This window comes from Gottfriedia sp. ABJ_BB2_2, assembly GCF_055484705.1.
This window is the reverse complement of sequence record NZ_JBVFKR010000001.1, coordinates 269868-294439: the sequence shown is the minus strand read 5'-3', so window position 1 is coordinate 294439 and position 24572 is coordinate 269868. Positions and strand designations below refer to the sequence as shown.

Sequence of the window (24572 nt, the reverse complement as noted above, 5' to 3'; positions counted from 1 at the left end):
AGAACAATATTTGAACGGTTTTAGAATGAATTGTTTTACATAGGTTTGGTTAAAGTAACCTTGAGATTCTAGTAAGGAGGTTATGATATGGAAGATACACATGAGTTTGTTGAAAAACTTCACGAAAGACAAAGAAAAGACCAAAAAAATAAAGAACATCAAGGTAATGGTACACCTAATGAAAAGCTACCAACGAAACAACACGGTACGAATAAATAAAGTCAACAGCCATGACGATAGTCATGGTTTTTAATTTTCCGAATGATAGAGGTAGTTGGATCAAAAAATTATGTGGTGCATTACTCTTTATAAATGGAATTTATTTTGAAATAAATAATCTTAATTAAAAAGAAGACTAAAAATAGTCTTCTTTTTTGATTTATCCATTACCATCTGTGGGCCTTAGCATTACTTTTTAAGATGATTGTATTTTGTGAAATCATCGTATGTCCATTAACTTGAGACTTCGCATGCTTTGGTCTTGTCCAGTTATGGTAAAACTTCTGAGATTGTGGATCCAAATGATTTTTTAATGTCATGTTTGATTCACCTCTGATGAAGTATTGGATATCTCTGATATTCAAGTGAATATCATCAATAGTATTTGATTAATTTACAAATTAATGCAGGTAGTAATAAAGAAGTTTGAAATCATTTTATGAAGCATACTACTCAAGGCAGGAAAATTTTATTGCTTATTGAATGGAATTTCCTATCTATTTTTTTTGAGCGTAAATATTGAAATAAAGTGTTTCCATTTTATATGATGAAATTGGATAGAATGAATTCATATGACAAAATGATTGAAGAAAATGGTTAAGGAATAACTATCATGTAACTACTATATAAAAAGACATTTATGTAATGATTTGAATTGAACAGAAAATATTTTTTAAAATCATTTAGAACAATGTAAAAACGAGAAAAAATAATAGGTTGTATTTAATTCAATAAGTACAAAGGGGAAAATTAGGATGGATATTCAAAATGAAATACTTCAGTTTAAAATGGATATAGGTATTAAAAAACCAGAAAATATTGTCAATAAAACAACGAAATGTCCATTTTGTGATCGAGAAAATTTAACCGATATAATAGATACTTCTGGTTCAATCATTTATCTAAAGAATAAATTCCCTACACTTGAGGATACATTACAAACAGTTATTATCGAAAGTGATGATTGCAATGGGGATATTTCTAAATATACAGAAAGCCACATGAAAGAGTTATTGAATTTCGCGGTTCAAAAATGGGATGAAATGGAGAAAACAGAAGAATTTAAATCTGTCATCTTTTATAAAAATCATGGGCCATTATCTGGTGGTACATTAAACCATCCACATATGCAAATTGTTGGTTTGAAAAATATTGATTATAAGAAGAAAATAACGGATATCTATTTTGAAGGAATCAAAATTATATCAAAACAGGGCGTGGAATTGAATATTTCTACACATCCTATGATGGGGTTTAGAGAGTTTAATATCATAATTGAAGATCGCTCATATTTATCTGATATGGCTAGGTTATTACAGATTGTTATACACTATTTATTAAACAATTTTTATGATGGTTTAAATAGTTATAATTTATTTTTTTATAAATGGAATGGAAACATCATTTGTAAAGTCATTCCTCGTTTTGTTGTATCTCCTTTATTTATTGGTTACTCAATTTCGCAAGTTAGCAATCAATTAGAAGTACATAAAGATCAAATATTAAAACTTTATAAAGAAGAATTAATTAAAATTAATCAGAATTAGTTTTAAAAAAAAGATGTTTACAATATTTGTAAACATCCTTTTCTTTTATAGTTGATTTTTAATGTCGTTAATTTGTTCAAGATGGCGTTTTTCGTGTAATCCTATAAATGGAATCCACTGTTTTAAATTCATTTGACCAAAAGCAGGGTGCGGAAATCCTTTGTCCTCTAGTTGATGATTTTTGGTTTCCTCTACAAACGTATGTAATGCATTTCTAGAATTCGTTAATTTTTGCTTCATTTCTTCAAGTGTTACAAATTCATTAGTTGGTACGAAATAGTTTGGTGCATTAAATTTTTGAGTTCGATCTAGTGTTAAATGGATCGGCTTTTCTGAAATTACTTCAGAAGGTGCTGTGTTAAATGTTTTTGTCATGATTTTTACTAGTCCAGCTTCCATAAGATATAAATGATCTAATACTTGCATAATCGACCACTTATCGTCATTCACTTTTTGATTTAACTGATCATTTGATAAACCTCCAACAGCTTCAAAAAGTTCGTTTCGGATTTGAATATTTTCTTTCATTGTCATTCCCTCATTTCTAAAATTAAAAATCAATTCTAGTTACATCGTACCAAATCTAACTAGCAATATTTGTCAAATATTGCCATGAGAAGATAAAGATTTCACTAATATATTATGAAAATTCTATAAATTTGAACACATTTGAATGATAATGATAGTTTTTGAAAGTTTTTGATTGAATTTTTGATAATGCTACTTTATACTAAACATATCGAAAGGATGATTCATATGTTAACACCTGAAAGACAGCAACTAATTATTAGCATGGTGAAGGAACACGGAGTCGTAAAACTAAGAGATATTGTTGAAGTTACAAACACTTCTGAATCAACAATCCGTCGTGATTTAATTGAACTTGAATCCTTACATTTAATAAAGAGAGTACATGGTGGAGCAGCATCATTAAATAGTAAAGCAACAGAGTTAAGCATGACAGAAAAAACAACCAAAAACGTTCAAAACAAAAAATTAATTGCTTCATTATCCATTTCACAAATAAATGAAGGGGATTGCATTTATTTGGATGCAGGAAGTACTACCTTTGAAATGATTCCTTTACTTAAAGGCTTAGATGTTACTGTTGTCACAAATGGTTTAATGCATGTTGAAGCTTTGTTTGAAAATGAAGTAACTGCCTATCTTTTAGGCGGGAAAATGAAAGGGCATACAAAAGCTTTGATCGGAAATATGGCCGCTGAAAATCTTCAAAGTTTTCGTTTTGATAAATGTTTTATTGGAACAAACGGTGTTCATCCGAAGTACGGCTATACGACACCAGATCCGGAAGAGGCATTTGTGAAGAAAACAGCCATTTCTTACTCAGAAAAAAAATTTATTCTAGCTGATTATAGTAAATTCTCTGAAACTTCATTCGCAAAAATCGCTGATATTAATGAAGCTAATATCATTACTGATGAACTAGACGAAGAACTAACAACAACATATGAGAAACTTACAACATTAATAAAGGTAGTGAAATAAATGATTTATACTGTAACGCTTAACCCATCAATTGATTACATCGTACACGTTGATCATTTTCAAATTGACCAGATCAATCGTATGAGCAGTGAACAAAAATTCCCTGGTGGTAAAGGAATAAATGTATCAAGAGTTTTAAAAAGACTAAATGTAAATAGTATTGCTTTTGGTTTTATAGGTGGATTTACTGGTGATTTTATTGAAAACGTATTAAAAAGTGAAAGTGTATTATCTGATTTTGTAAGAGTTAATGGGGATTCACGTATCAATATTAAATTAAAGTCAGAATATGAAACCGAAATAAATGGACAGGGTCCACCAATTTCAACACAAAATGAAATTGATTTCTTTAAGAAATTAGAACAAATTCAACCTGGAGACTATTTAATACTGGCGGGTAGTATTCCGAGTACATTATCAGCGGATTTATATGAAAAAATTGCAAGATGGGGAAATGAAAAAGACGTAAACATTGTTGTAGATGCAAGCGGCAAGGCTTTATTAGATGTCGTAAAACATAAGCCATTTTTTATTAAACCAAATCATCACGAACTTGGCGAATTATTTGACGTTACAATTTCAACTGTCGAAGAAGCAATTCCATACGCTAAAAAACTGATTGAGCTAGGTGCAAAGAATGTTGGTATATCATTAGCAGGAATGGGTGCAATTCTTATTACAGAAAAAGATATTTTTGTAGCAAATGTACCAAAAGGTAATGTTATTAATTCTGTTGGCGCTGGAGATTCACTGGTTGCTGGTTTTATTGGAACATTCGTTAAAACCAATGATAAAGAAACTTCATTTAAAACAGCAGTTGCAGCAGGAAGTGCAACAGCCTTTTCATCAGATTTAACAAATAGAGAAAAAATTGAAGAACTTATCGATCAAGTGAAGATCGAAAAGAGATAAGGTGGAGAGAAAATGAGAATAACTGATTTATTAAAAATTGATACAGTTCTCATCAATTTACAGTCTGCAAATAAAGCATCAGTGATAGATGAATTAGCAAATGTATTATTTGAAACGAACCGATTACATGATAAAGATCAATTTATTGAAGCAATCTTAGGGCGTGAATCTCAAAGCACAACTGGTATCGGTGAAGGAATTGCGATACCACACGCCAAGACTTCTGCAGTTAAAACACCGGCAATAGCATTTGGTCGCTCTAATTCAGGTATTGAATATGATTCATTAGATGGACAACCTGCGCATTTATTTTTTATGATTGCAGCAAGTGAAGGAGCAAATAATGCACATTTAGAAACTTTATCTCGATTATCCACTTTATTAATGGATGAGGCATTCCGAAGTTCATTATTAGGTGCAGCCGACGCAGAAGAAGTGATTGCATTAATTAATGAAAAGGAAGATGCTATTCATCAAGAAGAAGTGTCTATTTCAACTCATTCTAAAAAGACTCTTATTCTTGCAGTTACTGCTTGTCCTACTGGTATTGCACATACGTATATGGCCGCAGATGCATTAAAAGCAAAAGGAAGAGAACTAAATGTAGATATCAAGGTAGAAACAAATGGTTCAACTGGTGTGAAAAATGAACTTACATTAGATGAAATCAGAAAAGCAACAGCGATTATTGTCGCAGCTGATAAAAATGTTGATGTCAATCGTTTTGAAGGTAAACATGTCATACAAGTACCTGTTGCAGAAGGAATCCGTAAGCCGAAAGAATTGATTGAACGTGCTGTGAAACAAGATGCACCAATATTTAAAGGAACGGATAAAGGAAATAGTGACGAAGCTTCTAAGGAAAAAGGCTCGGGTATCTATAAACACTTAATGAATGGTGTAAGTAATATGCTACCATTTGTTGTTAGTGGTGGTATTCTAATCGCATTAGCTTTTGCATTTGGTGGAATTCATACAAAAGGTCCTATTGCTGAATTATTAATGAAAATAGGTGGGGCTGGTGCATTTAGCTTCTTAATACCAATTCTCGCTGGTTTTATTGCAAGTTCAATTGCAGATCGCCCAGGGTTCGCACCTGGTGTTGTCGGTGGATTTTTAGCTGCTAATGCTGGTGCTGGTTTCTTAGGTGGTTTAGTTGCTGGTTTCTTAGCAGGTTATGTTGTAATTGGTTTACGAAAACTATTTTCAAAACTACCAGAATCGCTTGAAGGTATGAAACCAGTTTTACTTTATCCAGTGTTTGGATTATTAATTACAGGTGTATTAATGGAGCTTGTTGTAAATCCACCTGTTACATTTTTAAATACAGCTTTAACGGATTGGCTAAGTAGTTTAAGTGGTGGAAATGCTATTTTACTAGGATTAATATTAGGTGGTATGATGGCTGTAGATATGGGTGGTCCAATCAACAAAGCTGCTTTTACATTCGGAATTGCTGCAATTTCTGCACAAAATTTCGGTCCTCATGCTGCTGTTATGGCAGGCGGGATGGTACCACCACTTGGGATCGCATTAGCAACAACTATTTTTAAATCAAAGTTTACAGAATTAGAACGCAAATCTGGTGTAACTAACTATATTATGGGAATTTCATTCATTACTGAAGGAGCAATTCCATTCGCTGCGGCAGATCCGATCAGAGTGATAGTCAGCTCAGTAATCGGTTCATCAATTGCCGGTGGTTTAGCAATGGCATTTGGTATTACTTTACCAGCACCACATGGTGGGGCATTTGTCATTCCTTTAGTTAATAAACCTTTCATGTATTTACTAGCTATACTCATCGGTTCTGTTATTACAGCTCTGATTCTTGGTATTTGGAAAAAGAAAGTTGACCAAAAGTAATAATATATAAAAGAAAACAAAACGATTCTATCATGGAGATAGAATCGTTTTGTTATTTAGAATTAGATAGAAGTACTAGTCTCTCATGTATATTAAACTCTATTTAACATAAAATATATTTACTTTATTTTGGGTTTCAATGAGGAGTCATTCACTTATGAGCGGAATTAAAAACAATCCTATGAACCGATCGGGTTCTCATATGGTTTATAAAAATATTTCAATAAAACTAGATGAAAATATTGATAATGTGAAAAAATCACTTTTACATTCCAGTGATTTAATGGTTAGAAATTTAGAATTTGCCAATAGAAAAATAGGGATTGTATTTATTGATACCCTTATTAAGAGTGAGGTACTTGAGACACAGATTATCCAACAAATCATCCAAAATCCTAAGGAAACGATAGAGGAAACTGTTTCAATTAAAGAAATTAAAACCTCAAGTTCGTTTGATGAAAGTGTTGTAGCACTAGTCAAAGGAAATGCTGTAATTTTCACTGATAATGAAACAACGGCTATTATTTTAAACGTTGCGTTATTGGAAAGTCGTTCAATAGAACAACCTGACACTGAACAAGTTTTGCGTGGTGCACAGGATGGTTTTATTGAGAGTTTAGAAACAAATATTAATCTTTTGAGAAGAAGAATAAATAATCCAAATTTAGTCATAAAATATGTCACTATTGGGAGAGAATCTGATACTAGTTTGGCAATTGTATATGTTGATACAATAGCAAACGAAGACTTGGTAAAAGAAGTTGAGCGGAGAATTTCTTATATTGATGTAGATTATGTCACTAATATAGAAGAATTTATTGAAGATAATTCTTTCTCACCATTTCCCCAAATGTTAACGACATCAAGACCAGATCGAGTATCTGCAAATTTAATGGATGGAAGGGTAGCGATTATAACTGATGGTAACCCGTCAGTACTAGTCATGCCAATCACTTTCTTTTCCTTTTATCAGACAAGTGATGATTATAACAGTAGATGGATGATGGTATCATTCTTTCGATTAATGAGGATGGTAAGCTTTATCATATCAATTTCACTGCCTGCACTTTATATTGCGTTAGTTTCCTACCATTTTGAAATCATACCGATTGAACTAGTTTCTAATGTAAAGAGTTCGTTAGAATATATACCTTTTCCACCTTTAATAGAGGCATTAAGTATGCAAATAACGCTCGAATTATTGAGAGAGTCAGCCATTCGCTTACCTAGTCCCATTTCACAAACACTTGGTGTTGTAGGTGGGTTAGTTATTGGTACTGCAGTTGTAGAAGCAAACTTAATTTCTAATACAATGCTAGTCGTCATTTCAATTACTGCTATATCATCTTTTGCGGCACCAGACAGTGAAATGGGAACTTCAGTTAGATTATTAGGTTTTCCGTTAATGTTTGCAGCTGCAATTATAGGTTTGATAGGGATTGTATTTGGTTTGATGATTATTTTAATTCATCTGTGTAAGCTTGAATCATTTGGAACTCCATATTTTGCACCTTTTGCTCCGTTGAGACGAAAAGATTTAAAAGATACGATTTATAGGGTACCAATGTGGAAAATGACAGATCGTCCACGCTCTGCCTTACCGAAAAAATTAAGAAGTGCAAAAAATCCAAGAGGTTGGAAACAAAATGAAGAATAAAAAATACCTTTCTAGATCACAACTTATGTTCTTTATTTTACAATCCCAAATTGGGGTTGGTCTACTTTCACTTCCATACATGGTACATTTACATGCGAAAAATGATGGTTGGATTTCAGTCTTAATTGCGGGGGTAATCGTATTTCTATTCTTGTTCATCATGTGGGCACTAGGGAAACGATTTCCGAACGATACAATATACGATTATTCAAATAAAATTGTAGGGAAGTATGTAGGGACAGTCATTTCATTCTTGTATGCACTTAATTTTTTTATTATTGCAATATTTGTTGTGACCATTACAGTTAGCATATTAAAGAAATGGATACTAACGTTTACACCTCCATATGTCATTATTCTTTGTATAGTTGGTACCGGTGTGTACTTAGCGAGAGAAAACTTGAAAGTAATCGGCAGATTTTTTACTTTTGTTTCACTCCTAATTCTTTTTTTAGTATTTTTAGAATTGCTTTCATACAAAGATGCTAATTTTAAATATTTGCTCCCTGTTGGACAAGCAGGTTTTAAAAATATCATGATTGGTTCACACGATTCCTTGACAGCAATGCTAGGTTTTGAATCATTATTAGTCATCTATCCTTTTGTCAAAGGAAATGCTAAAGACATTTTAAAAAATTCAACTTTCGCAATTACATTTGTAACTGTTTTATATACCTTTTTTTTAATAACCAGCTATGTTGTTTTTAGTCCGGAAGAAATAGGGATTGTATCGGAACCCATTTTATATATGTTAAAAGCCTTATCATATGAAGTTGTAGAAAGACTTGACTTAATATTTCTTTCAATTTGGGTTGTTCCAATCATAACATCATTTGTTACTTACTTACATATTGCCAGTGTTGGGATGGAAAAAATTTTTAAACAGAAAAATCATAAAAAAGTCACTTTAGTATTAGGGATTCTCATAATGCTCATTTCAGTTTTTATCCCACAAGAAGACAAAATAATAGATAAATTTAACTTAATCGTCTCATATTCTAGTTATTTTTTTATTGCTTTCATTCCTCTTATATTATTGATTGTTTCAATTATTAGAAAAAAGAAGGAGCAAAGCCATTTATATGAAAATTAAATTTTGTATCTTATTTTTTTGCTGTCTCTTATTTCTGACTAGTTGTTGGGATCAAAGATTGTTAAGTCAATCTAAGCTTGTTTACGGTGTTGGTGCAGATTTAGAAAAAGATGGGAAATTATTAGTAACAGCCGTTATTCAAACAATCGCTCAAGCAAGTAAAGGAACATCTGAACCAGTTTTAACGAATGTAATCGTCAGTACTTTAGCAAATACTTTTTCTGATTCAAGAACAAAAATTATGAAGAAAATATCAGGTGAATATGCAACTAGTAAAGCCCGAGTATTATTATTTCATGAAGATTTAGCGAAGGAGGATTTATATCCGGTACTAGATATCATTTATCGTGACCCAAGAAGCTCTTTAGGAGCAAAAGTTGTGATAACTAAAGACAAAGCAGCTGATATTTTAAATCTAAGAGTAGTAGAAGAATCACTAATTAGTGAAGAATTACTAGAAATTGTAACAACTGCTGAAACATCTACTTTAGTTCCTGAAGAAAATGTTCAATCTATTTGTCCTACATTATTTGATCCTGGAGAAGATATTACACTTCCATATATTGGAAAAACAGATGATAAAATGATAGATGTATATGGTATAGCGTTATTTAATGGACGAAAATATACTGGTTACAATATATATGATGAAGAGCCTACATTATTATTAATGATGAAGGATCAAATGAAAAAGTATGCAAAATTCACTTTAGAAGTAAATCCTAAAGAAAAAGATGAGAGAAATCGGTTTATCTCAGTACAGGTGAAAAACAATAAAGTGAATAAAGAAATAAAAATCAAGAAAAAGAATGAAATTACAGCTGAATTTGATTTAAATATAAAAGTAGAAGCACTTGAATATCCGAAAGACAATCTTGCAGATCAAAAAGAGATTAAAAGATTGAACAAAGAAATTTCAAAACAGTTAACCAAAAAAGCCGAAAAATTAATTAAAACACTACAATTAGCAAATTGCGATGCTTTTGGAATTGGCAGAGATTTAATTGCATTCCATCCAAAAGTTTGGAAATCATTAGATTGGGAAAAAGCTTATCCTAAAATTACTATCAAACCAAATATTAAAGTGGAAATAACAGGTACGGGAATTATTGAGTAAGATGAGACTTAACAAAACTATAACAAATTTGGTTTTCATAACTTGTAAATTCTATTTTTCTAATAAATTGAATGATGAAAATAACGAGAGCGCTCATTTTTTGAGTGCTTTTTTATTTTCACATATTTAATGAATTTTCACCAAAACGATTTGAACTGAATCAAAAACTTAAATAGTGTTATACACATTTATTGGATTTTGTGTGATTACCTAGGACAAGTTTTCTAAAAAAGACATATTTATAACAGGTAGCTTTCCAAATTAAAAAAGAGAGGGATTAGATATTATGGGTTGTAACAATAATTCAAGAAGAAATAGACGATGGGGCTCTGTTGCAAATACAGGTTCTAATAATGGATCAAATTCTGTGTCACCAAGTCAAGACGAAGTCATTATGAATCCTACACAAAGAGTAACAAATACAAATACGAATTACAGAACAGTAAGAAACATTCATCCAACAGAAGTTGAAAATATTAATAGAACAGTTATTCGTAATGAAAATTATTATCCAGTATATAATTCTGATGTAAATGAAACAGTTGTCGAAAATTATGACTGTGGAAGTGATTTAAATTCAAATAATTGTCGTAGAGTAGATTCTGCAAACAATGGTAATAACAACAATGGATCTTCAAATAATAATGTTAGTAATAGTAATAATAGTAATAACAATCGTAGACACAGAAACTGCAGAAGATGGCTATAAATCATCTTTAAAGTAAAAAAGCATTCACAATAGTGGATGCTTTTTTGTCAGTTTGTAGAATAAGTTAAAAACTAAGTGATTCAGACTGATAAACGCATGTCTTTCGATGCTTAGTAGCAAGCTGAGTAGCGGATTTACACATAACCGGGTAATGAGCACTATATACAACGACAAATCGAGCGTTTGACAGGAATTCTGAAAGATCTATTTCTTTTTTATATAGAAAACTTCTGATTGAAAATCACCTTTTCGTTTGGCAATTTTTTTATTTGGCCCGTTAAATTCGATTGGTAGTGGCATACCATGAAACATTAGTTCATCACCATAAAAATAGCGTTCTAATTGTTCAACATAATATTGATAGCTTTTTTCTAAACCAGTTAATTTTAAAGCTTGATATTTTTTAGGATTAGGAGTCGCTAATACTTTGTACCACCCGATTAAGGCTTCATCTTTTTCTTTACTAACAATCATCCAAGCGGTTTCATTACCTTTAAAAGGGCTTACGATTCGGTAAAAATCGCCAAAATGAATCAGTGATTGATGCTTCTTATAAAATTTTATTTGATTCTTAATTGTCGTTTTTTCAATTTCATTTAATAAAGTAGGGTCTAATTCATAACCAAACGTACCAAAGTAAGCTACGTTACCACGTGTTTTCAAAGAAGAACAACGTAAAGTTTGATCATTTGGACTAGTAGAAACATGGGAACCAATGCTACTTAGTGGATAAGCAAAAGAAGAGCCATATTGAATCTTTAGTCTTTCAATCGGATCAGTGTCATCACTAGTCCAAGCTTGTGGTGCGTAATATAATAAACCAGCATCAAACCGTCCACCACCACCAGCGCAGGATTCAAACAATATGTGCGGAAAATTGGTATGTAATCGTTCATATAAGTCATATACACCAAGTATATATCTGTGAAAAAACTCATCTTGTTGATCTAAATCCAAATTTAATGAATAAGCTTCTGTAATATTTCGATTCATATCCCATTTTATATAGGATAAATTAGTTTCTTCAATGATCTTAGTGATTTGATTGTATATTTCATCCACAATGTCTTTTCTCGAAAAATCTAAAACAAGTTGGTTTCTTCCTAATGAGGTAGGGCGGTCTGGTGTTTTTACGGCCCAATTAGGTTGAAGCTGATATAACTCACTTTTTGGACTAATCATTTCTGGTTCAATCCATAAACCAAACTGTAATCCTAAACGCTCTATTTCACTAATAAAATGTTGCATACCGTTTGGGAATTTGCTTGTATTCGGAAACCAATCTCCTAAAGAAGAGGTTGCATCATTCCGATTACCAAACCATCCATCATCTAGAACAAATAATTCAATTCCGAGCTCTTTTGATGCTGTTGCAATATCAAGTAGCTTTTGCTCATTAAAATGAAAATATGTCGCCTCCCAATTGTTAAGTAGAATAGGCCTTATAGCCTTCTTCCAAACACCTCTAATTAAATAATTTCGGTATAAATCATGATAAGTTTGACTCATGCCATTTAATCCACTATTTGAATGAACCATCACAACCTCTGGTGATTGAAAATGCTCATTTGGACATAACTTCCATTTAAAACGAAATGGATGAATCCCCATCGTAACCCTTAAACAATCAAATTGATCAACCTCAGCTTGGGCAATAAAGTTTGAACTATAGATAAAATTGAAGCTAAAAACTTCTCCCTGCATTTCATTTGCATCTTGTCTTAAAAATGCAAGAAAAGGGTTATGTTGATGCGAACTAGCCCCACGTAAGCTAGAGATTGATTGAATTCCAGTTTCTAAGCGACGTGCTTTTACATAACGTTCCTTTGCCCAGGCACCGCTTAACTGAACCATGCTAAAGTCCTTATCTGGAAAATCTACAGAAGTACTCATAAATCGTTCCAAAAAAAACGGATTCTTACCCTTATTGCAAATATATGCACTCCGTGTTATCACTCGTAAATTTTTAAAGATTGTATAGGAAAGAATCAACTCTGCCGCTAAAACAGTATCCTCAAGAACAATTTGAATGGTTTCTGCATCTTCTTCATTATCTGTATACGTTGAAGGTAATCCATCCAAAACTGGCTTCCCTTTTGTAATAGAATAATATTTATAAATAAAGTTCGAAACATGACTTCCATTTTCCCCAATAATACTCAATGCTGGTTCCCGGTAATCTGTCGTTCCGTAAACAGGATATTCCTGCCTGATTGTTTCTAAACTAAAAGCACGGTCTCCTTCATAATGAGAAGAATAGGTATTTGGATAAAAATGACTTTCTATATTTGAAAAATCACTATTTACATTAAGCGCTTCACCAAAATATACGGAACCAAGATGACCATTTTTCATTACATAAAAAATATAGCTTATTTGACCATTCGTTAAATGGAATTGTTTTTCTTTATCATCAACAATAATCAAGTTTATCACTCCAATTTGGATAGACAGGATTTAGTCGTTTTTTAGTTTCGTACTTCATTTTATGTCCTAAATTTCATAGAATTCTAGAAATCTACAATGTTTTTAGAAAGAGATTGAATCCCATTTCACTAAATATGGGACATAAAAAAATACACATTTTAATAGTATGTTAATAATCAAATTATCGTAGACATCAATAATAAGATATTGTAACGAAAAACATCTATCGAGAACCAAGATCATATTTTAATTTGGTAAAAGGGAGAAATTAAAATGAAAAAGGTCAAAAAAGCGATCATACCAGCTGCTGGATTTGGAACTCGGTTTTTACCAGCTACGAAGGCAATGCCAAAAGAAATGCTGCCAATTGTAAATAGACCGACCATACAATATATAGTTGAAGAAGCGATTGAAGCAGGAATTGAAGATATCATCATAGTAACTGGAAAAGGAAAAAGGGCGATAGAAGATCATTTCGACCATGTGTTTGAATTAGAACAAAATCTCTTTGACAAAGGGAAGGATGGTTTACTTCAACAAGTACTTAAATCATCTAAAATGGCTGACATACATTATATACGCCAAAAAGAACCTAAGGGATTAGGACATGCAGTATGGTGTGCGAGAAAATTTATTGGTGATGAACCGTTCGCTGTATTACTAGGAGACGATATCGTTGAGTCAACAACCCCTTGTATTAAACAATTAATAGATCAATTTCAACAAGTTGGTTCTTCCATTATTGGTGTAAAACCTGTCGCTACATCTGAAACATACCGTTACGGAATAATAGATCCTTCACGGAAAGAAAATGAGTTATATAAAATAAAAAATTTAATCGAAAAACCACTTCCAGGTCAAGCACCATCTAATTTAGCAATAATGGGTCGTTATGTATTAACCCCCGAAGTTTTCGGCTTTTTAGAGAACTTAGAAGAGGGGACAAACGGCGAAATTCAATTAACGGACGCACTTCAACGGTTAAACACGACACAAGATATTTTCGCTTATGAATTTCAAGGGACTAGATATGATGTTGGTGAAATTATTGGCTTTATTACAACTAATATTGAATTTGCGATGCGTCACAATGATTTAAATAAGCCGTTGTTACAATACTTACAAAAATTAGTTTCAAGGGTAGAACAACCAAAAGTGAAACGATTTAAGAAAAGAGGAACGATTGAAAAAATTGACCGTATCTAATGATTACATCTTGTTTGCAATAAAATGCATTCAAGATGTTTTTTATTGGATATTTTGTAGTGAAATAATTAGTAATGATTGGCAGCTTTGTTGGGTAAGATAAACAGGAATAAATTACACTTTTATTATTTTTACAATGTTTATAAAATGTATCTTTTTTAATAATGCTAAAGTTTGTGTGGTGAATACTGATGAATTTTTGGAAGCAATGGAGTGTTGAAAAACAGCATATCTTTTTAGCAACAATTCTATTAATTTTGTTTGTATCACCTCTATTTATATTAGGTGAAAGCGCTCATATAAGAATTCATGATAATCTGGATTCAAATATTGCCTGGTATAAAACATTAAAAAACAGTGGTACCTTATTTGGCAATATTAATGATGTCATTCCACAAGTTATCAATGGACTTCCAAGAAATGCTTATGGAACAGAGTTTAGTGGGATTCAATGGCTTCATGCAATTTTCCCTTCAATGCTTGCCTATGCTTTGTCTCAAACGATTACGAGAGTTTTTGCATTCATTGGAATGTATAAACTTTTAGTAGATCACTTTATTCCCACTAAGGATGCTTATCTAATTAGAGTTTGGGTATCGCTTGCGTTTGCACTCACGCCATTTTGGCCATCAGGTATGCTTAGTACACTAGGGATGCCATTAGCACTTTGGGCATTTTTACATATTAGAAACGGCAAAAATACATATCCAGTATGGCTAACAATTATCTTATTACCATTTTATTCAAGCTTCGTTTTAGGTTTTTTCTTTTTTTTATTTGCAGTAGGGGTATTATGGGTAAGAGATTTATTCATTAAAGAGAGGATGAATTGGGCTTTTTTAGGAAGTATCATATGCATGACAATGATTTATTTAGCGATAGAATACCGTCTTGTCTATTCGTTACTTTTTCCAGATGAGCCTACGAGCAGAAATGAGTTTGTGAGTTCGATTCTTGGACTTCGCCGTACGATTCGTTTAGTCTTCAAAAACTACATTATTGGACATACACATGTATTAGCTCTACATACGCTTGTTATACTACCGCTATCATTTATTGCCCTTATCATGCTTAGAGGTGAAAAGAAAAGTAAATATGTAAAAGACTTTATCTATTTATTTGTTCTCAATATCTTGCTATCTGTCTGGTATGCATTTTGGTTTTTTAAAGGTTGGGAACCGTTAAAAGAACAGTTTCAATTATTAAACACTTTCAATTTTGCAAGATTTCATTTTCTAAGACCGATGGTTATCTATCTTATGTTTGCTACAGGTTGCTATTTGTTATGGCAAAAAGGGAAGATTGGTCAAACTTTTGTAAAGCTTTGTCTGCTAGTACAGATGGTTGTAGTCATTACCTCAAATGAGGAAATTGTATACAGTGTGTATGGCTCACCAAATTTTAAAGAATTTTACGCTGAAAAACAATTTAAAAAAATAGATGAATACATCGGAAAACCGAAAGAAGAATATAGGGTAGCTAGTATTGGGCTACATCCAGCAATTTCACAATATAATGGGTTTTATACAATTGATACTTATAATAATTTTTATCCTTTAAGATATAAGCATCAATTTAGAAGCATAATTGCTAAAGAATTAGATAAGAGTCCAAAATTAAAGAGATATTTCGATCAATGGGGTGGAAGATGTTATATTTTTGTAGCTGAACTCGGCAAAAAATATGATTATGAGAAAGACTCAAATAAAGAAATTAATAATCTACAATTAAATACAAAAATGTTTAAAAAAATGGGTGGGAAATATATATTTTCAGCAGTTCCAATTAATAATGCGACACAAAATGGAATGAAATTAATGAATACGTTCGATGATCAACAATCTGCTTGGAGAATTTACCTCTATGAAGTAATTTAACAGCTATGAAGGAAGTGTTTATTTGATGAAACCGGTATTGACAATTGTAGTTCCTTGTTTTAATGAAGAGGAAGTTTTTTCTGAAACAGCTTCTCAATTGTCTACTCTTCTAAAAAGTTTAGTCAATCAAAATGAAATTTCAAAGAGAAGTAGTATTCTTTTTGTAGATGATGGAAGTAAGGATCGTACATGGGATTTAATTTTATCTGAAAACAAACAAAATCCATTTGTAAAAGGTTTAAAATTAGCTAGAAATGTAGGTCATCAGAATGCATTATTGGCTGGACTAGAAATTGCAAGTAAGCAATCGGATTGTGTTGTATCAATTGACGCCGATTTACAAGATGATATTTCAATCATATATAACTTTCTAGATAAGTTTAAGGAAGGTTATGACATTGTTTATGGGGTAAGAGATTGTAGAAATACAGATACATATTTCAAACGAACTACTGCATTAGGATTTTATCGATTCATGGAAAAAATAGGTATAAAATTGATTCCTAATCATGCAGATTATCGGCTACTAAGCAAACGTGCTCTTAACGAATTATTGAAATTCAAAGAAACAAATTTATTTTTGAGAGGTTTAATTCCATTAATTGGTTTCCAGTCTAGCATTGTTTATTATGATCGTAAGGAACGCTTTGCTGGAGAATCCAAATACCCTCTGAAAAAAATGCTCTCATTTGCATTTGACGGGATCACATCATTCAGTGTGACACCAATTCGTTTTGTTACTTTCATTGGATTTCTATCTTTAATTATTAGTGCGATAGCAGGAGGATACTCTTTTGTTCAAGCAATCCTAGGTAATACAAAATCTGGTTGGACATCCATAATGATTTCAATATGGTTTGTAGGCGGTATACAACTTTTGGGCATTGGAATCATTGGAGAATATATTGGTAAAATCTATCAAGAAGTGAAAAGTCGACCAAAATACGCAATTGAAAAAGATATTTACTCATTAAAAGAAGCTAATATGAGTAATCGCAAACCAAATCTAAATGTATATTTAGATCGGATACATCATGAAATTAAAAAGCGTCCAAGATATGCAATTAACAATAATCTTGTTTCCGAGTCACAGAATTTCTTAAGTAAAGTGGAAATAAAGAGGAGTAAATAATGAACTTTACTTTTGTGCGATTTTTAATTGTTGGACTGATAAATACGTTTGTTGGCCTATCGTTTATGTATTTACTTTACCACTTTGCAAATCAATCTTATTGGATATCCACATTTATTGGAAATTCTGTCGGCGCTGTCGTTAGCTTTATTTTAAACCGAAAATTTACCTTTAAAAATAATGGCTCCATTCAAAAAAGTATCATTAAATTTTTGCTTGTCATTCTATTTTGTTATTTTATCTCATATCACTTAGGAACACTTTTAGTTGATTGGTCAATTAAAGATCGAATGGACTTTTCGATTTCATTCCAAACAGACCTCGCAATCTTACTAAGTACTGCGATTTACACGGTCACCAACTATTTTTGTCAAAAACTATTCGTTTTTCGTTTAGAGGAAAATCAAAAACAATTAAATTGAATGATGGAAAACCTTTCTTTTGTGTAGGATGGAAATACACTAAATGAAAGGTTTTTTCTTTTTTCATTTAATTAGTTAAAACACAAATGACTGCTACGGCAGTCTTTTTCATATTGGTTACTAATAGTAAAGTTTGAAGAAGGAATTCAATATTATCTTGAGGAATATGGATATTAAAAGATTTTTTTTATTTGCTTATCGTACTGGTTCATCATAGAGAGGAGAACTATAAACTTGTTTAAATTACAATTAGTCGTAATAAGTTCTGTATTATTATTATCAGGCTGTTCAATAGATGGTAAAGAAAGTCATAATAAAAATAACAACGTGCTTTCAAATATTAAAGGTCGAGCAGATGATTTTCTCAAAGAAAAAGGATATATTGTCAAATCATACGAAGGTATGACTAAGTATACTTTAAAGAAAGAAATGCTACTTTCTCCTAGCGAAATGGTGTTTTGGGGTGTTCAAAAAGAGAGACCTGATCAGTATATAAATAAAGCTATTACAATTGAAACGTTTATTGTAAAGAATCATCCACTTGATAAAATTTATAAAAATAATGAAAATTATCTTAATCAGGTAAGAGTAATGGTAATTCAGTACGAAGGGAAAGTAATCGGGGGAACATCATTTCCAGTTACAAATGAAGAACTTGTAGGTAATCCATATTCACTAGACGGTAAAACTTTAGGTGAAATTACTAGTCTAGATTACCAAACTTGGAGTGATAAATGGAAAACAACGTATAGTAAATAATAGAAATTTATAAGATTAATTATCTGAATTTTATGAAAAATATATTTTAAAATTAAAATTACTTTTCTTTAGTTTTCAATACTGCAGAAAGTGAATACAAATCTTTCATAATAAATAGAAAGGAATGATGTAATGGAACATGATTATCAATATTATAAGAGTATATTTGAAAATACAGCAAAACCGTTTGGGTTTGTAGATTTTGATTTATTAGATGAAAACATTGAAAGGATTGTTTTAGCGGCCTCACATAAAAACATTCGAATTGCGACGAAATCGATTCGAAGCGTTTTTATTATTAAATATATTTTGGAAAAACATGCATTGTTTCAAGGTGTGATGTGTTTTACTGCGAATGAAGCAATGTATTTATTGAACGAAGGAATTGAAGATATTTTAATAGGCTATCCAATTTGGGATTCAGAAGCTGTAGCGAAAATTTGTCAGTTAAATCAACAAGGCAAAATGATTACGTTAATGGTTGACTCAGTCGAACACATAAAACACCTTAACAATATTGCTCAAAAGTTTAACGTTACACTCCCTCTTTGTCTCGATATTGATTTGTCAATGGATGTTCCGGGTCTTCATTTCGGCGTTTGGCGTTCACCAATTCAGAGTGTAGGTGATGCGAAAGTAGTTGTTGAGGAAATCATGGGGGCGTCGTCAGTTAGTTTAGTAGGAGTGATGGGATACGAGGCCCAAATTGCAGGTCTTGGTGACCAATATCCAAAGCAATCTGCCAAAAATAAGATTATTACATTACTAAAAAAGCAATCTATCAAGCGACTTGCAAAAAGACGAGCAGCGACGATTCAAATGATTGAAGCGTACGGTATTTCGCTTCAATTTGTGAATGGAGGCGGGACAGGAAGTTTGCATACAACAACAAATGAAAATGTTGTAACAGAAGTAACTGTCGGGTCAGGTTTTTTCTCTCCGGGGTTATTTGACAACTATCGGGACTTTCAATATAAGCCAGCTGCGGGATTTGCGATCGAAATAGTTCGTAAACCGGATACTCATCTATTCACGTGTGCTGGAGGTGGCTACATTGCGTCAGGAGCAGTTGGAACAGATAAGTTACCAAAGCCATATTTGCCAGAGAACGCTCAATTATTGTCGCTTGAAGGAGCAGGTGAAGTGCAGACACCAATTGATTACCGGGGGACCACAACCTTAAATCTCGGTGATCCTATTTTTTTACGGCATGCAAAAGCTGGTGAGCTTTGCGAGCGGTTTAATCATCTTTATTGTGTTTCAAATGGTGAAATTGTTAATAAAGTAACTACTTATCGAGGGGATGGACTATGTTTTCTTTAAAAGAAAATCATGAAATTTGGCAAAATTGGTCTGGTATCGTTCAAAGTAAACCGTCACATATCGCTTATCCAACTAGTGTTGAAGATGTTATTTCGTTAGTAAAACAGTGTAATGAAGAAGGAAGAGGAATTCGCGTAGTTGGATCGGGTCATTCATTTACGCCGGTTGTGTATACAAACGATGTGCTTGTTTCACTTGACCATCTTGCTGGTGTCGAAAACGTCGATCCAGTGACACAAACAGTGGTTGTATGGGCAGGAACAAAATTACGAGATTTAAGTGCGGCTCTTCATAGACAAGGATGGGCGCAAGAAAATCTTGGTGATATTGATACACAATCGATAGCTGGGGCTATTAGTACTGGTACACATGGAACAGGAAGTAAGCTTGGCAGTATTTCGACTCAAGCAGTAGAAATCCAAATCGTCACTGCTAGTGGCGAGATTTTGACATGTAATAATCAGAGTCATCCAGATTTATTTAAGGCGTTACAAGTTTCACTTGGAATGTTAGGAATTATTGTGAAAGTAACATTACGTGTCATTCCAGCAACTGTCCTTACATATGAAAGTAAACGGTTAACATTAAATGAATGTTTTAAGCATTTGGAGGAGTATAGAGCCCATTATCGCAACTTTGAATTTTTCTGGTTTCCACACACAAATACGATTCAAGCAAAATTAATGAATGAATCAACGAACAAGTTGCCAGTCAATCGTTTTTGGCGTAATTTGAATCAAATGGTAATGGAAAATGGACTATTTGGGGCACTTTCACGTGTTTGTCGTACAATTCCCAGTTTGAGTAAATCAATCAGTCGCTTGTCGGCGAAATTCGTTGATACTGGAAAGGATGTTGGTTATACACATCAATTATTTACAACAACTCGTCTCGTTCGTTTTAATGAAATGGAATACAGCGTTCCAGCAGAATTAATGGAAACTGTTGTACGTGAAATCCATCAGCTTGTCGAGAAAAACAATTATTATGTTCATTTTCCTATTGAATGTCGCTATGTGAAAGGGGACGATATTTGGCTAAGTCCAGCACACGGACGTGACTCTGCGTATATTGCAGTCCATATGTATAAAGGAATGGAGCATGAAAAATACTTTGCTGATGTTGAGGCAATTTTTCGTCGCCACAATGGACGACCTCATTGGGGGAAACTTCATACACTTCAAGCAGATCAAGTAACTGCACTTTATCCGAAAATAGAAGACTTTAAAAAGTTACGCCAACAACTTGATCCAAATGGGATGTTCTTAAACGATCATTTAAAAAAGTTGTTTTTAAACGAGTTGCTACCGGACAGGAAAGATGGGAAATATGGACAGAGATATTCCCATGAGTGTGAAAATGAGGCCGAAATCATTTAAAGAAATAAAGATTTACATGAGGGAAAACTGATTGACGAGTAATTGATGAATGAAGGAGTTATTTAATCTAACTTGATTTCTATTAAAATTTACTTCTTATATCTCTCGAAGAGTTCTTTAAAAATGAACTCTTCTTTTTTTGTCAGTCAAAATCTATCGAATCTTTCAATAATCATCGTATAGCCTTTTCATTGATAGGGTACGAATAAAAAAGGATACTAGTAAACTTAACAAGTCCAAAAATTAGATAAGGAGATATTGTAAATGGATCAGATGAAAATTACGGACCATCCTTACTCACTTAATGAAATGGCTAATAAAACAGTTGGACAGTATTTATTTGATTGTTTAAAATTGGAGGGCATTTCTGAAATTTTCGGCGTCGCTGGGGACTATAATTTTGCATTGCTAGATACTTTGGAGAGATACAACGGAATCAAGTTTATTGAAGGACGGAACGAATTAAACTCCGGTTATGCTTCAGACGGATACGCAAGAATCAAAGGAATGTCGGCTCTAATTACAACCTTTGGAGTTGGTGAGCTAAGTGTGTGCAATCCGATAGCTGGTGCTTTTAGTGAGCATGTTCCAGTCATTCACATTGTTGGATCTCCTCCAGAAAAAGATCAAAAAGAGCACAAGCTCATGCACCATACACTAATGGATGGGAATTTTGAAGTGTTTCGTAAGATGTATGAACAGATAACGGCCTATAGTGTGGTTCTAACGCCGGAAAATGCAATGATTGAGATTCCAGCAGCGATTCACATTGCAAAAGAAAAGAAACAACCAGTGTACCTCGTAGTGGCAGATGATCTAGTAGAAAAGCCGATTATGATCCGGGAAGTGCAAGTACCGCAGAAAAGAACCTCTAACAAGCAAACTCTTCAATCTGCGATGGAACATATACGTCTGCTACTAGAGCGTTCCAAAAGTCCAGTTATCCTAGTCGATGTCAAAGCAATGCGTTTTGGTCTTGAAACTGAAGTTCTTCAACTGGTGGAGGCAATGAATATACCTGTTGCATCGATGATGTTCGGAAAGGGCGCATTCAATGAGGCCCATTCAAATTATATAGGAATGTACTTAGGATCATTCGGAAGTATCGAAGTAAAAAGTACAGTAGAAAATGCAGATTGTATCATCGCAATTGGAATGGTGTGGGCAGACAATAACACTGCAAATTTTACAGCTAAACTGAATTCATTAATGACTATCAATATCCAACCAGACTTCGTTAAGGTTGGTGAGGCGGAGTATCATAACGTACTAGCTACCGATATCCTAAGTGCAATGAAAAGTATAGGATACAAAGGTCAAGGATACTTAAATAAAGTCACTTTCCCTTATAGTCAGTACAATTCAAATAGAGATGAACCTCTTAAGGCAGCAGGCTATTATCCTATTATCCAACGTATGCTGAAAAAAGATGACATCGTAATCGTCGAGACCGGCACATTATACAATGGCATGGCGGAGGTAAGATTACCAAGCAATATTACATATATAGGACAGGGCGGCTGGGGGAGCATCGGATATGCAACTCCCTCTGCGTTTGGTGCAAGTATCGCAGCGCCAGAACGTAGGGTATTGCTTTTTACAGGAGATGGTTCACTACAGCTAACTGCCCAAGAAATCAGTTCCATGCTCTATTATGGTTGTAAACCAATCATCTTCGTCTTGAACAATAAAGGATATACAATCGAAAAATACTTAAATGTAAAAACGAAAGATCAAAAATACAATATAATCCCTCAGTGGTCCTACACTAAGTTGACTGAAGTCTTTGGGGGCAATGCTTATACTTCAATTGTTCGGACAAATGAAGAACTTGAGCTGGCTATAAACGAAGCTGAAAAAGAATATGTCAAGAGACTATGTATGATTGAAATGATCGTCGAGGATCCGATGGATGCACCTGAAAATATGAAAAAGATGCGTAGTTATAAGCTGAATCAAGAAATGCAACGTAGTCAGAAAGAATAAAGTTAGAGTTTTATATGATTACTTTAAAAAGTTGGAGTCATGAAAAAATGGTTCCAACTTTTTATGTTTGTTTCAACTTTCAGTGGATTAATAAATTGCGTTCCAAAAACTTCAATAATCGCCATAGAAGGAATATCATGCATCATAGAGAATTAACATATTATGGTAATCAGGGCGTTTTCTAAGAAAGAATGTACATTTTGGTTTTATCTGCATTTTTTAAGATGTTTCTTATCGAAATAATCATTTAATTTCGAACAACGGAGAAACACTTAAATGATGTCGCGTTGTTAAACTACAAACAATTCAGGAGTTGAGGGGAATGGAGCAATTTTTATTCAATCAGTTAGCTTTCGTAAGAAATCAAACTTTGAACCTACTTGAAGGAGTTACAGAAGAAATGGCAGATCAAATTCCTGAGGGGTTTCGAAATTCGATTCGTTGGAATCTTGGACATATCTATGTTGTAGTAGAGAGATTTGCGTTTCAATACTTAGGACTTCCACAAAAATTACCTGAAGGTTTCAAGGAACAATTCGAATACGGTACGTCACCTTTAAATACCCACACATATCGTATACCTACTCTATTAGAGTTAGAAGAACTACTAAAAGAACAACAAGTTCGAATTCAAGAATCCCTCACAGACAGACTGGACGAAAACATTATTCCACCATATACCACATCGGCCGGGATGACTTTGGAAACACCAAAACAATTTCTAACCTTCAATTTATATCATGAAGGTATGCATTTAAGCATTATTAAACTTTATAAAAAGCTGTTATCACATTGATTACGTTTATTTAAATTTAAAAGTATCTCTTAATGAAGGTTATTTTAAATGACAAAATTTTGCTTCAAAAAGCGTGAAGTATGTAGTAAAGATGTCAAAACATAAGATAAAAATCAAGGATATGTAATTATTTAGAGAAAAATAAAGGGAAATCGTTCATTCATATATAATTTAATAATAAAGGTAGCTTGTATAGAATTTCTTATTCTTGAATTCACTTAACCTTTCAATTATAGGTTGCTAGAGAGTAGCAAATTAAAAAAAGGAGTGGTATGGATGAATTTTCACATTTTATCAGAAGAGAAAGAAACTCAAAACATTCACTATTACTGCATCGCTACTGAAAGTCATCGCTACGACTTTGCGATTATCTTTTCAGGAAATTTTCTAGGAAAAGCCATGGTTGTTTCTATTCAAAGCGAACGCATGGTGTTAATTTGTAGGGAAGATATTAAGCATCCTGAACATTGGGTACAAAAACTTGGCATTATGACTGAAGACGTCCCGGTTCTTGAACAGTTTTTTCATGGAATCTTGGACCAACAAATATTTACTGATCAATATTAATTCGTTTGAGTCTCCGATGTAATTGGAGGCTCTTTGTTTTTATCAGTTATGTTTAATTATTTTACTGAA

At 32.9% G+C, this 24572-nt stretch carries 22 protein-coding genes; 19 read left to right on the top strand and 3 right to left on the bottom strand.

All coding sequences use genetic code 11. The features are described from left to right. The first annotated feature begins 87 nt into the window (after positions 1-87). Positions 88-219, top strand: coding sequence for a DUF4023 domain-containing protein (locus tag ACX6U0_RS01595; RefSeq protein WP_098862313.1), 132 nt, complete (start codon positions 88-90; stop codon positions 217-219). A gap of 167 nt (positions 220-386) precedes the next feature. Here ACX6U0_RS01595 and ACX6U0_RS01590 read toward each other — a convergent pair whose 3' ends face one another. Next, positions 387-539, bottom strand: coding sequence for a YpzG family protein (locus ACX6U0_RS01590; protein ID WP_087998003.1), 153 nt, complete (start codon positions 537-539; stop codon positions 387-389). A 435-nt stretch (positions 540-974) separates the two neighbouring features. Here ACX6U0_RS01590 and ACX6U0_RS01585 point away from each other — a divergent pair, with 435 nt between their 5' ends. Beyond that, on the top strand, positions 975-1766 hold the full coding sequence (locus tag ACX6U0_RS01585; RefSeq protein ID WP_464958259.1) for a DUF4931 domain-containing protein: 792 nt from the start codon (positions 975-977) through the stop codon (positions 1764-1766). Positions 1767-1811: 45 nt separating this feature from the next. Here ACX6U0_RS01585 and ACX6U0_RS01580 read toward each other — a convergent pair whose 3' ends face one another. Then, positions 1812-2294 (bottom strand): DinB family protein, encoded by a 483-nt coding sequence (locus ACX6U0_RS01580; RefSeq protein WP_464958258.1) that lies wholly within the window; start codon positions 2292-2294, stop codon positions 1812-1814. Between the two features lie 228 nt (positions 2295-2522). On the opposite strand from ACX6U0_RS01580, the gene ACX6U0_RS01575 reads away from it, so the two are divergent. The 7 genes from ACX6U0_RS01575 (at position 2523) to ACX6U0_RS01545 (ending at position 10629) form a co-directional block, all read left to right on the top strand. Next, the gene (locus ACX6U0_RS01575) at positions 2523-3275 is read left to right on the top strand and encodes a DeoR/GlpR family DNA-binding transcription regulator (protein ID WP_464958257.1); all 753 of its coding nucleotides are present in this window, start codon (positions 2523-2525) and stop codon (positions 3273-3275) included. After that, the gene (gene pfkB / locus ACX6U0_RS01570) at positions 3276-4187 is read left to right on the top strand and encodes a 1-phosphofructokinase (protein ID WP_464958256.1); all 912 of its coding nucleotides are present in this window, start codon (positions 3276-3278) and stop codon (positions 4185-4187) included. A gap of 12 nt (positions 4188-4199) precedes the next feature. Further along, positions 4200-6053, top strand: a complete 1854-nt coding sequence (locus ACX6U0_RS01565) for a PTS fructose transporter subunit IIABC (RefSeq protein WP_464958255.1) — start codon at positions 4200-4202, stop codon at positions 6051-6053. Positions 6054-6210: 157 nt separating this feature from the next. Then, a complete protein-coding gene (locus tag ACX6U0_RS01560) occupies positions 6211-7710 on the top strand; it encodes a spore germination protein (protein WP_464958254.1) in 1500 nt (499 codons plus the stop codon). Then, positions 7700-8803: a GerAB/ArcD/ProY family transporter gene (locus ACX6U0_RS01555; protein WP_464958253.1), complete on the top strand. Its 1104-nt coding sequence runs from the start codon at positions 7700-7702 to the stop codon at positions 8801-8803. Before ACX6U0_RS01560 ends, ACX6U0_RS01555 begins: the two co-directional genes overlap by 11 nt. Next, complete coding sequence (locus ACX6U0_RS01550; protein ID WP_464958252.1) at positions 8793-9920, top strand: Ger(x)C family spore germination protein; 1128 nt, start codon at positions 8793-8795, stop codon at positions 9918-9920. The genes ACX6U0_RS01555 and ACX6U0_RS01550 overlap by 11 nt, the downstream gene beginning before the upstream one ends. A 286-nt stretch (positions 9921-10206) precedes the next feature. After that, complete coding sequence (locus ACX6U0_RS01545) at positions 10207-10629, top strand: CotD family spore coat protein (RefSeq protein WP_464958251.1); 423 nt, start codon at positions 10207-10209, stop codon at positions 10627-10629. A gap of 204 nt (positions 10630-10833) precedes the next feature. Here ACX6U0_RS01545 and ACX6U0_RS01540 read toward each other — a convergent pair whose 3' ends face one another. Beyond that, positions 10834-13056, bottom strand: a complete 2223-nt coding sequence (locus ACX6U0_RS01540) for an alpha-galactosidase (RefSeq protein WP_464958250.1) — start codon at positions 13054-13056, stop codon at positions 10834-10836. A 273-nt stretch (positions 13057-13329) separates the two neighbouring features. Between ACX6U0_RS01540 and galU the strand changes: the two genes are divergently transcribed. The 10 genes from galU (at position 13330) to ACX6U0_RS01490 (ending at position 24503) form a co-directional block, all read left to right on the top strand. Next, complete coding sequence (gene galU, locus ACX6U0_RS01535; RefSeq protein ID WP_464958249.1) at positions 13330-14262, top strand: UTP--glucose-1-phosphate uridylyltransferase GalU; 933 nt, start codon at positions 13330-13332, stop codon at positions 14260-14262. A 191-nt stretch (positions 14263-14453) separates the two neighbouring features. Further along, positions 14454-16139: a DUF6044 family protein gene (locus ACX6U0_RS01530; protein ID WP_464958248.1), complete on the top strand. Its 1686-nt coding sequence runs from the start codon at positions 14454-14456 to the stop codon at positions 16137-16139. A 22-nt stretch (positions 16140-16161) separates the two neighbouring features. Continuing rightward, entirely contained in the window at positions 16162-17271 is a 1110-nt protein-coding gene (locus ACX6U0_RS01525; RefSeq protein ID WP_464958247.1) for a glycosyltransferase family 2 protein, read from the top strand. Next, on the top strand, positions 17271-17693 hold the full coding sequence (locus ACX6U0_RS01520; protein ID WP_464958246.1) for a GtrA family protein: 423 nt from the start codon (positions 17271-17273) through the stop codon (positions 17691-17693). Before ACX6U0_RS01525 ends, ACX6U0_RS01520 begins: the two co-directional genes overlap by 1 nt. 234 nt (positions 17694-17927) lie before the next feature. Next, a complete protein-coding gene (locus tag ACX6U0_RS01515; RefSeq protein WP_464958245.1) occupies positions 17928-18452 on the top strand; it encodes a hypothetical protein in 525 nt (174 codons plus the stop codon). A gap of 132 nt (positions 18453-18584) precedes the next feature. Further along, positions 18585-19775: an amino acid deaminase/aldolase gene (locus tag ACX6U0_RS01510; RefSeq protein WP_464958244.1), complete on the top strand. Its 1191-nt coding sequence runs from the start codon at positions 18585-18587 to the stop codon at positions 19773-19775. Beyond that, on the top strand, positions 19763-21154 hold the full coding sequence (locus tag ACX6U0_RS01505; protein ID WP_464958243.1) for a D-arabinono-1,4-lactone oxidase: 1392 nt from the start codon (positions 19763-19765) through the stop codon (positions 21152-21154). The genes ACX6U0_RS01510 and ACX6U0_RS01505 overlap by 13 nt, the downstream gene beginning before the upstream one ends. A gap of 264 nt (positions 21155-21418) precedes the next feature. After that, entirely contained in the window at positions 21419-23140 is a 1722-nt protein-coding gene (locus ACX6U0_RS01500) for an alpha-keto acid decarboxylase family protein (RefSeq protein ID WP_464958242.1), read from the top strand. Between the two features lie 322 nt (positions 23141-23462). Continuing rightward, positions 23463-23936, top strand: coding sequence for a DinB family protein (locus tag ACX6U0_RS01495; protein WP_464958241.1), 474 nt, complete (start codon positions 23463-23465; stop codon positions 23934-23936). Between the two features lie 276 nt (positions 23937-24212). Then, positions 24213-24503, top strand: coding sequence for an SAV0927 family protein (locus tag ACX6U0_RS01490; protein WP_464958240.1), 291 nt, complete (start codon positions 24213-24215; stop codon positions 24501-24503). Positions 24504-24572 lie beyond the last annotated feature (69 nt).

What these genes read in the sequence shown, in the direction of transcription:
- ACX6U0_RS01500 (WP_464958242.1), top strand. Translation starts at nt 21,419, where the DNA reads ATGGATCAGATGAAAATTACGGACCATCCTTACTCACTTAATGAAATG.
- ACX6U0_RS01585 (WP_464958259.1), top strand. Translation starts at nt 975, where the DNA reads ATGGATATTCAAAATGAAATACTTCAGTTTAAAATGGATATAGGTATT.
- ACX6U0_RS01565 (WP_464958255.1), top strand. Translation starts at nt 4,200, where the DNA reads ATGAGAATAACTGATTTATTAAAAATTGATACAGTTCTCATCAATTTA.
- ACX6U0_RS01550 (WP_464958252.1), top strand. Translation starts at nt 8,793, where the DNA reads ATGAAAATTAAATTTTGTATCTTATTTTTTTGCTGTCTCTTATTTCTG.
- ACX6U0_RS01580 (WP_464958258.1), bottom strand. Translation starts at nt 2,294, where the DNA reads ATGAAAGAAAATATTCAAATCCGAAACGAACTTTTTGAAGCTGTTGGA.
- ACX6U0_RS01560 (WP_464958254.1), top strand. Translation starts at nt 6,211, where the DNA reads ATGAGCGGAATTAAAAACAATCCTATGAACCGATCGGGTTCTCATATG.
- ACX6U0_RS01520 (WP_464958246.1), top strand. Translation starts at nt 17,271, where the DNA reads ATGAACTTTACTTTTGTGCGATTTTTAATTGTTGGACTGATAAATACG.
- galU (WP_464958249.1), top strand. Translation starts at nt 13,330, where the DNA reads ATGAAAAAGGTCAAAAAAGCGATCATACCAGCTGCTGGATTTGGAACT.
- ACX6U0_RS01595 (WP_098862313.1), top strand. Translation starts at nt 88, where the DNA reads ATGGAAGATACACATGAGTTTGTTGAAAAACTTCACGAAAGACAAAGA.
- ACX6U0_RS01555 (WP_464958253.1), top strand. Translation starts at nt 7,700, where the DNA reads ATGAAGAATAAAAAATACCTTTCTAGATCACAACTTATGTTCTTTATT.
- ACX6U0_RS01505 (WP_464958243.1), top strand. Translation starts at nt 19,763, where the DNA reads ATGTTTTCTTTAAAAGAAAATCATGAAATTTGGCAAAATTGGTCTGGT.
- ACX6U0_RS01510 (WP_464958244.1), top strand. Translation starts at nt 18,585, where the DNA reads ATGGAACATGATTATCAATATTATAAGAGTATATTTGAAAATACAGCA.
- ACX6U0_RS01545 (WP_464958251.1), top strand. Translation starts at nt 10,207, where the DNA reads ATGGGTTGTAACAATAATTCAAGAAGAAATAGACGATGGGGCTCTGTT.
- ACX6U0_RS01530 (WP_464958248.1), top strand. Translation starts at nt 14,454, where the DNA reads ATGAATTTTTGGAAGCAATGGAGTGTTGAAAAACAGCATATCTTTTTA.
- ACX6U0_RS01495 (WP_464958241.1), top strand. Translation starts at nt 23,463, where the DNA reads ATGGAGCAATTTTTATTCAATCAGTTAGCTTTCGTAAGAAATCAAACT.
- ACX6U0_RS01590 (WP_087998003.1), bottom strand. Translation starts at nt 539, where the DNA reads ATGACATTAAAAAATCATTTGGATCCACAATCTCAGAAGTTTTACCAT.
- pfkB (WP_464958256.1), top strand. Translation starts at nt 3,276, where the DNA reads ATGATTTATACTGTAACGCTTAACCCATCAATTGATTACATCGTACAC.
- ACX6U0_RS01575 (WP_464958257.1), top strand. Translation starts at nt 2,523, where the DNA reads ATGTTAACACCTGAAAGACAGCAACTAATTATTAGCATGGTGAAGGAA.
- ACX6U0_RS01490 (WP_464958240.1), top strand. Translation starts at nt 24,213, where the DNA reads ATGAATTTTCACATTTTATCAGAAGAGAAAGAAACTCAAAACATTCAC.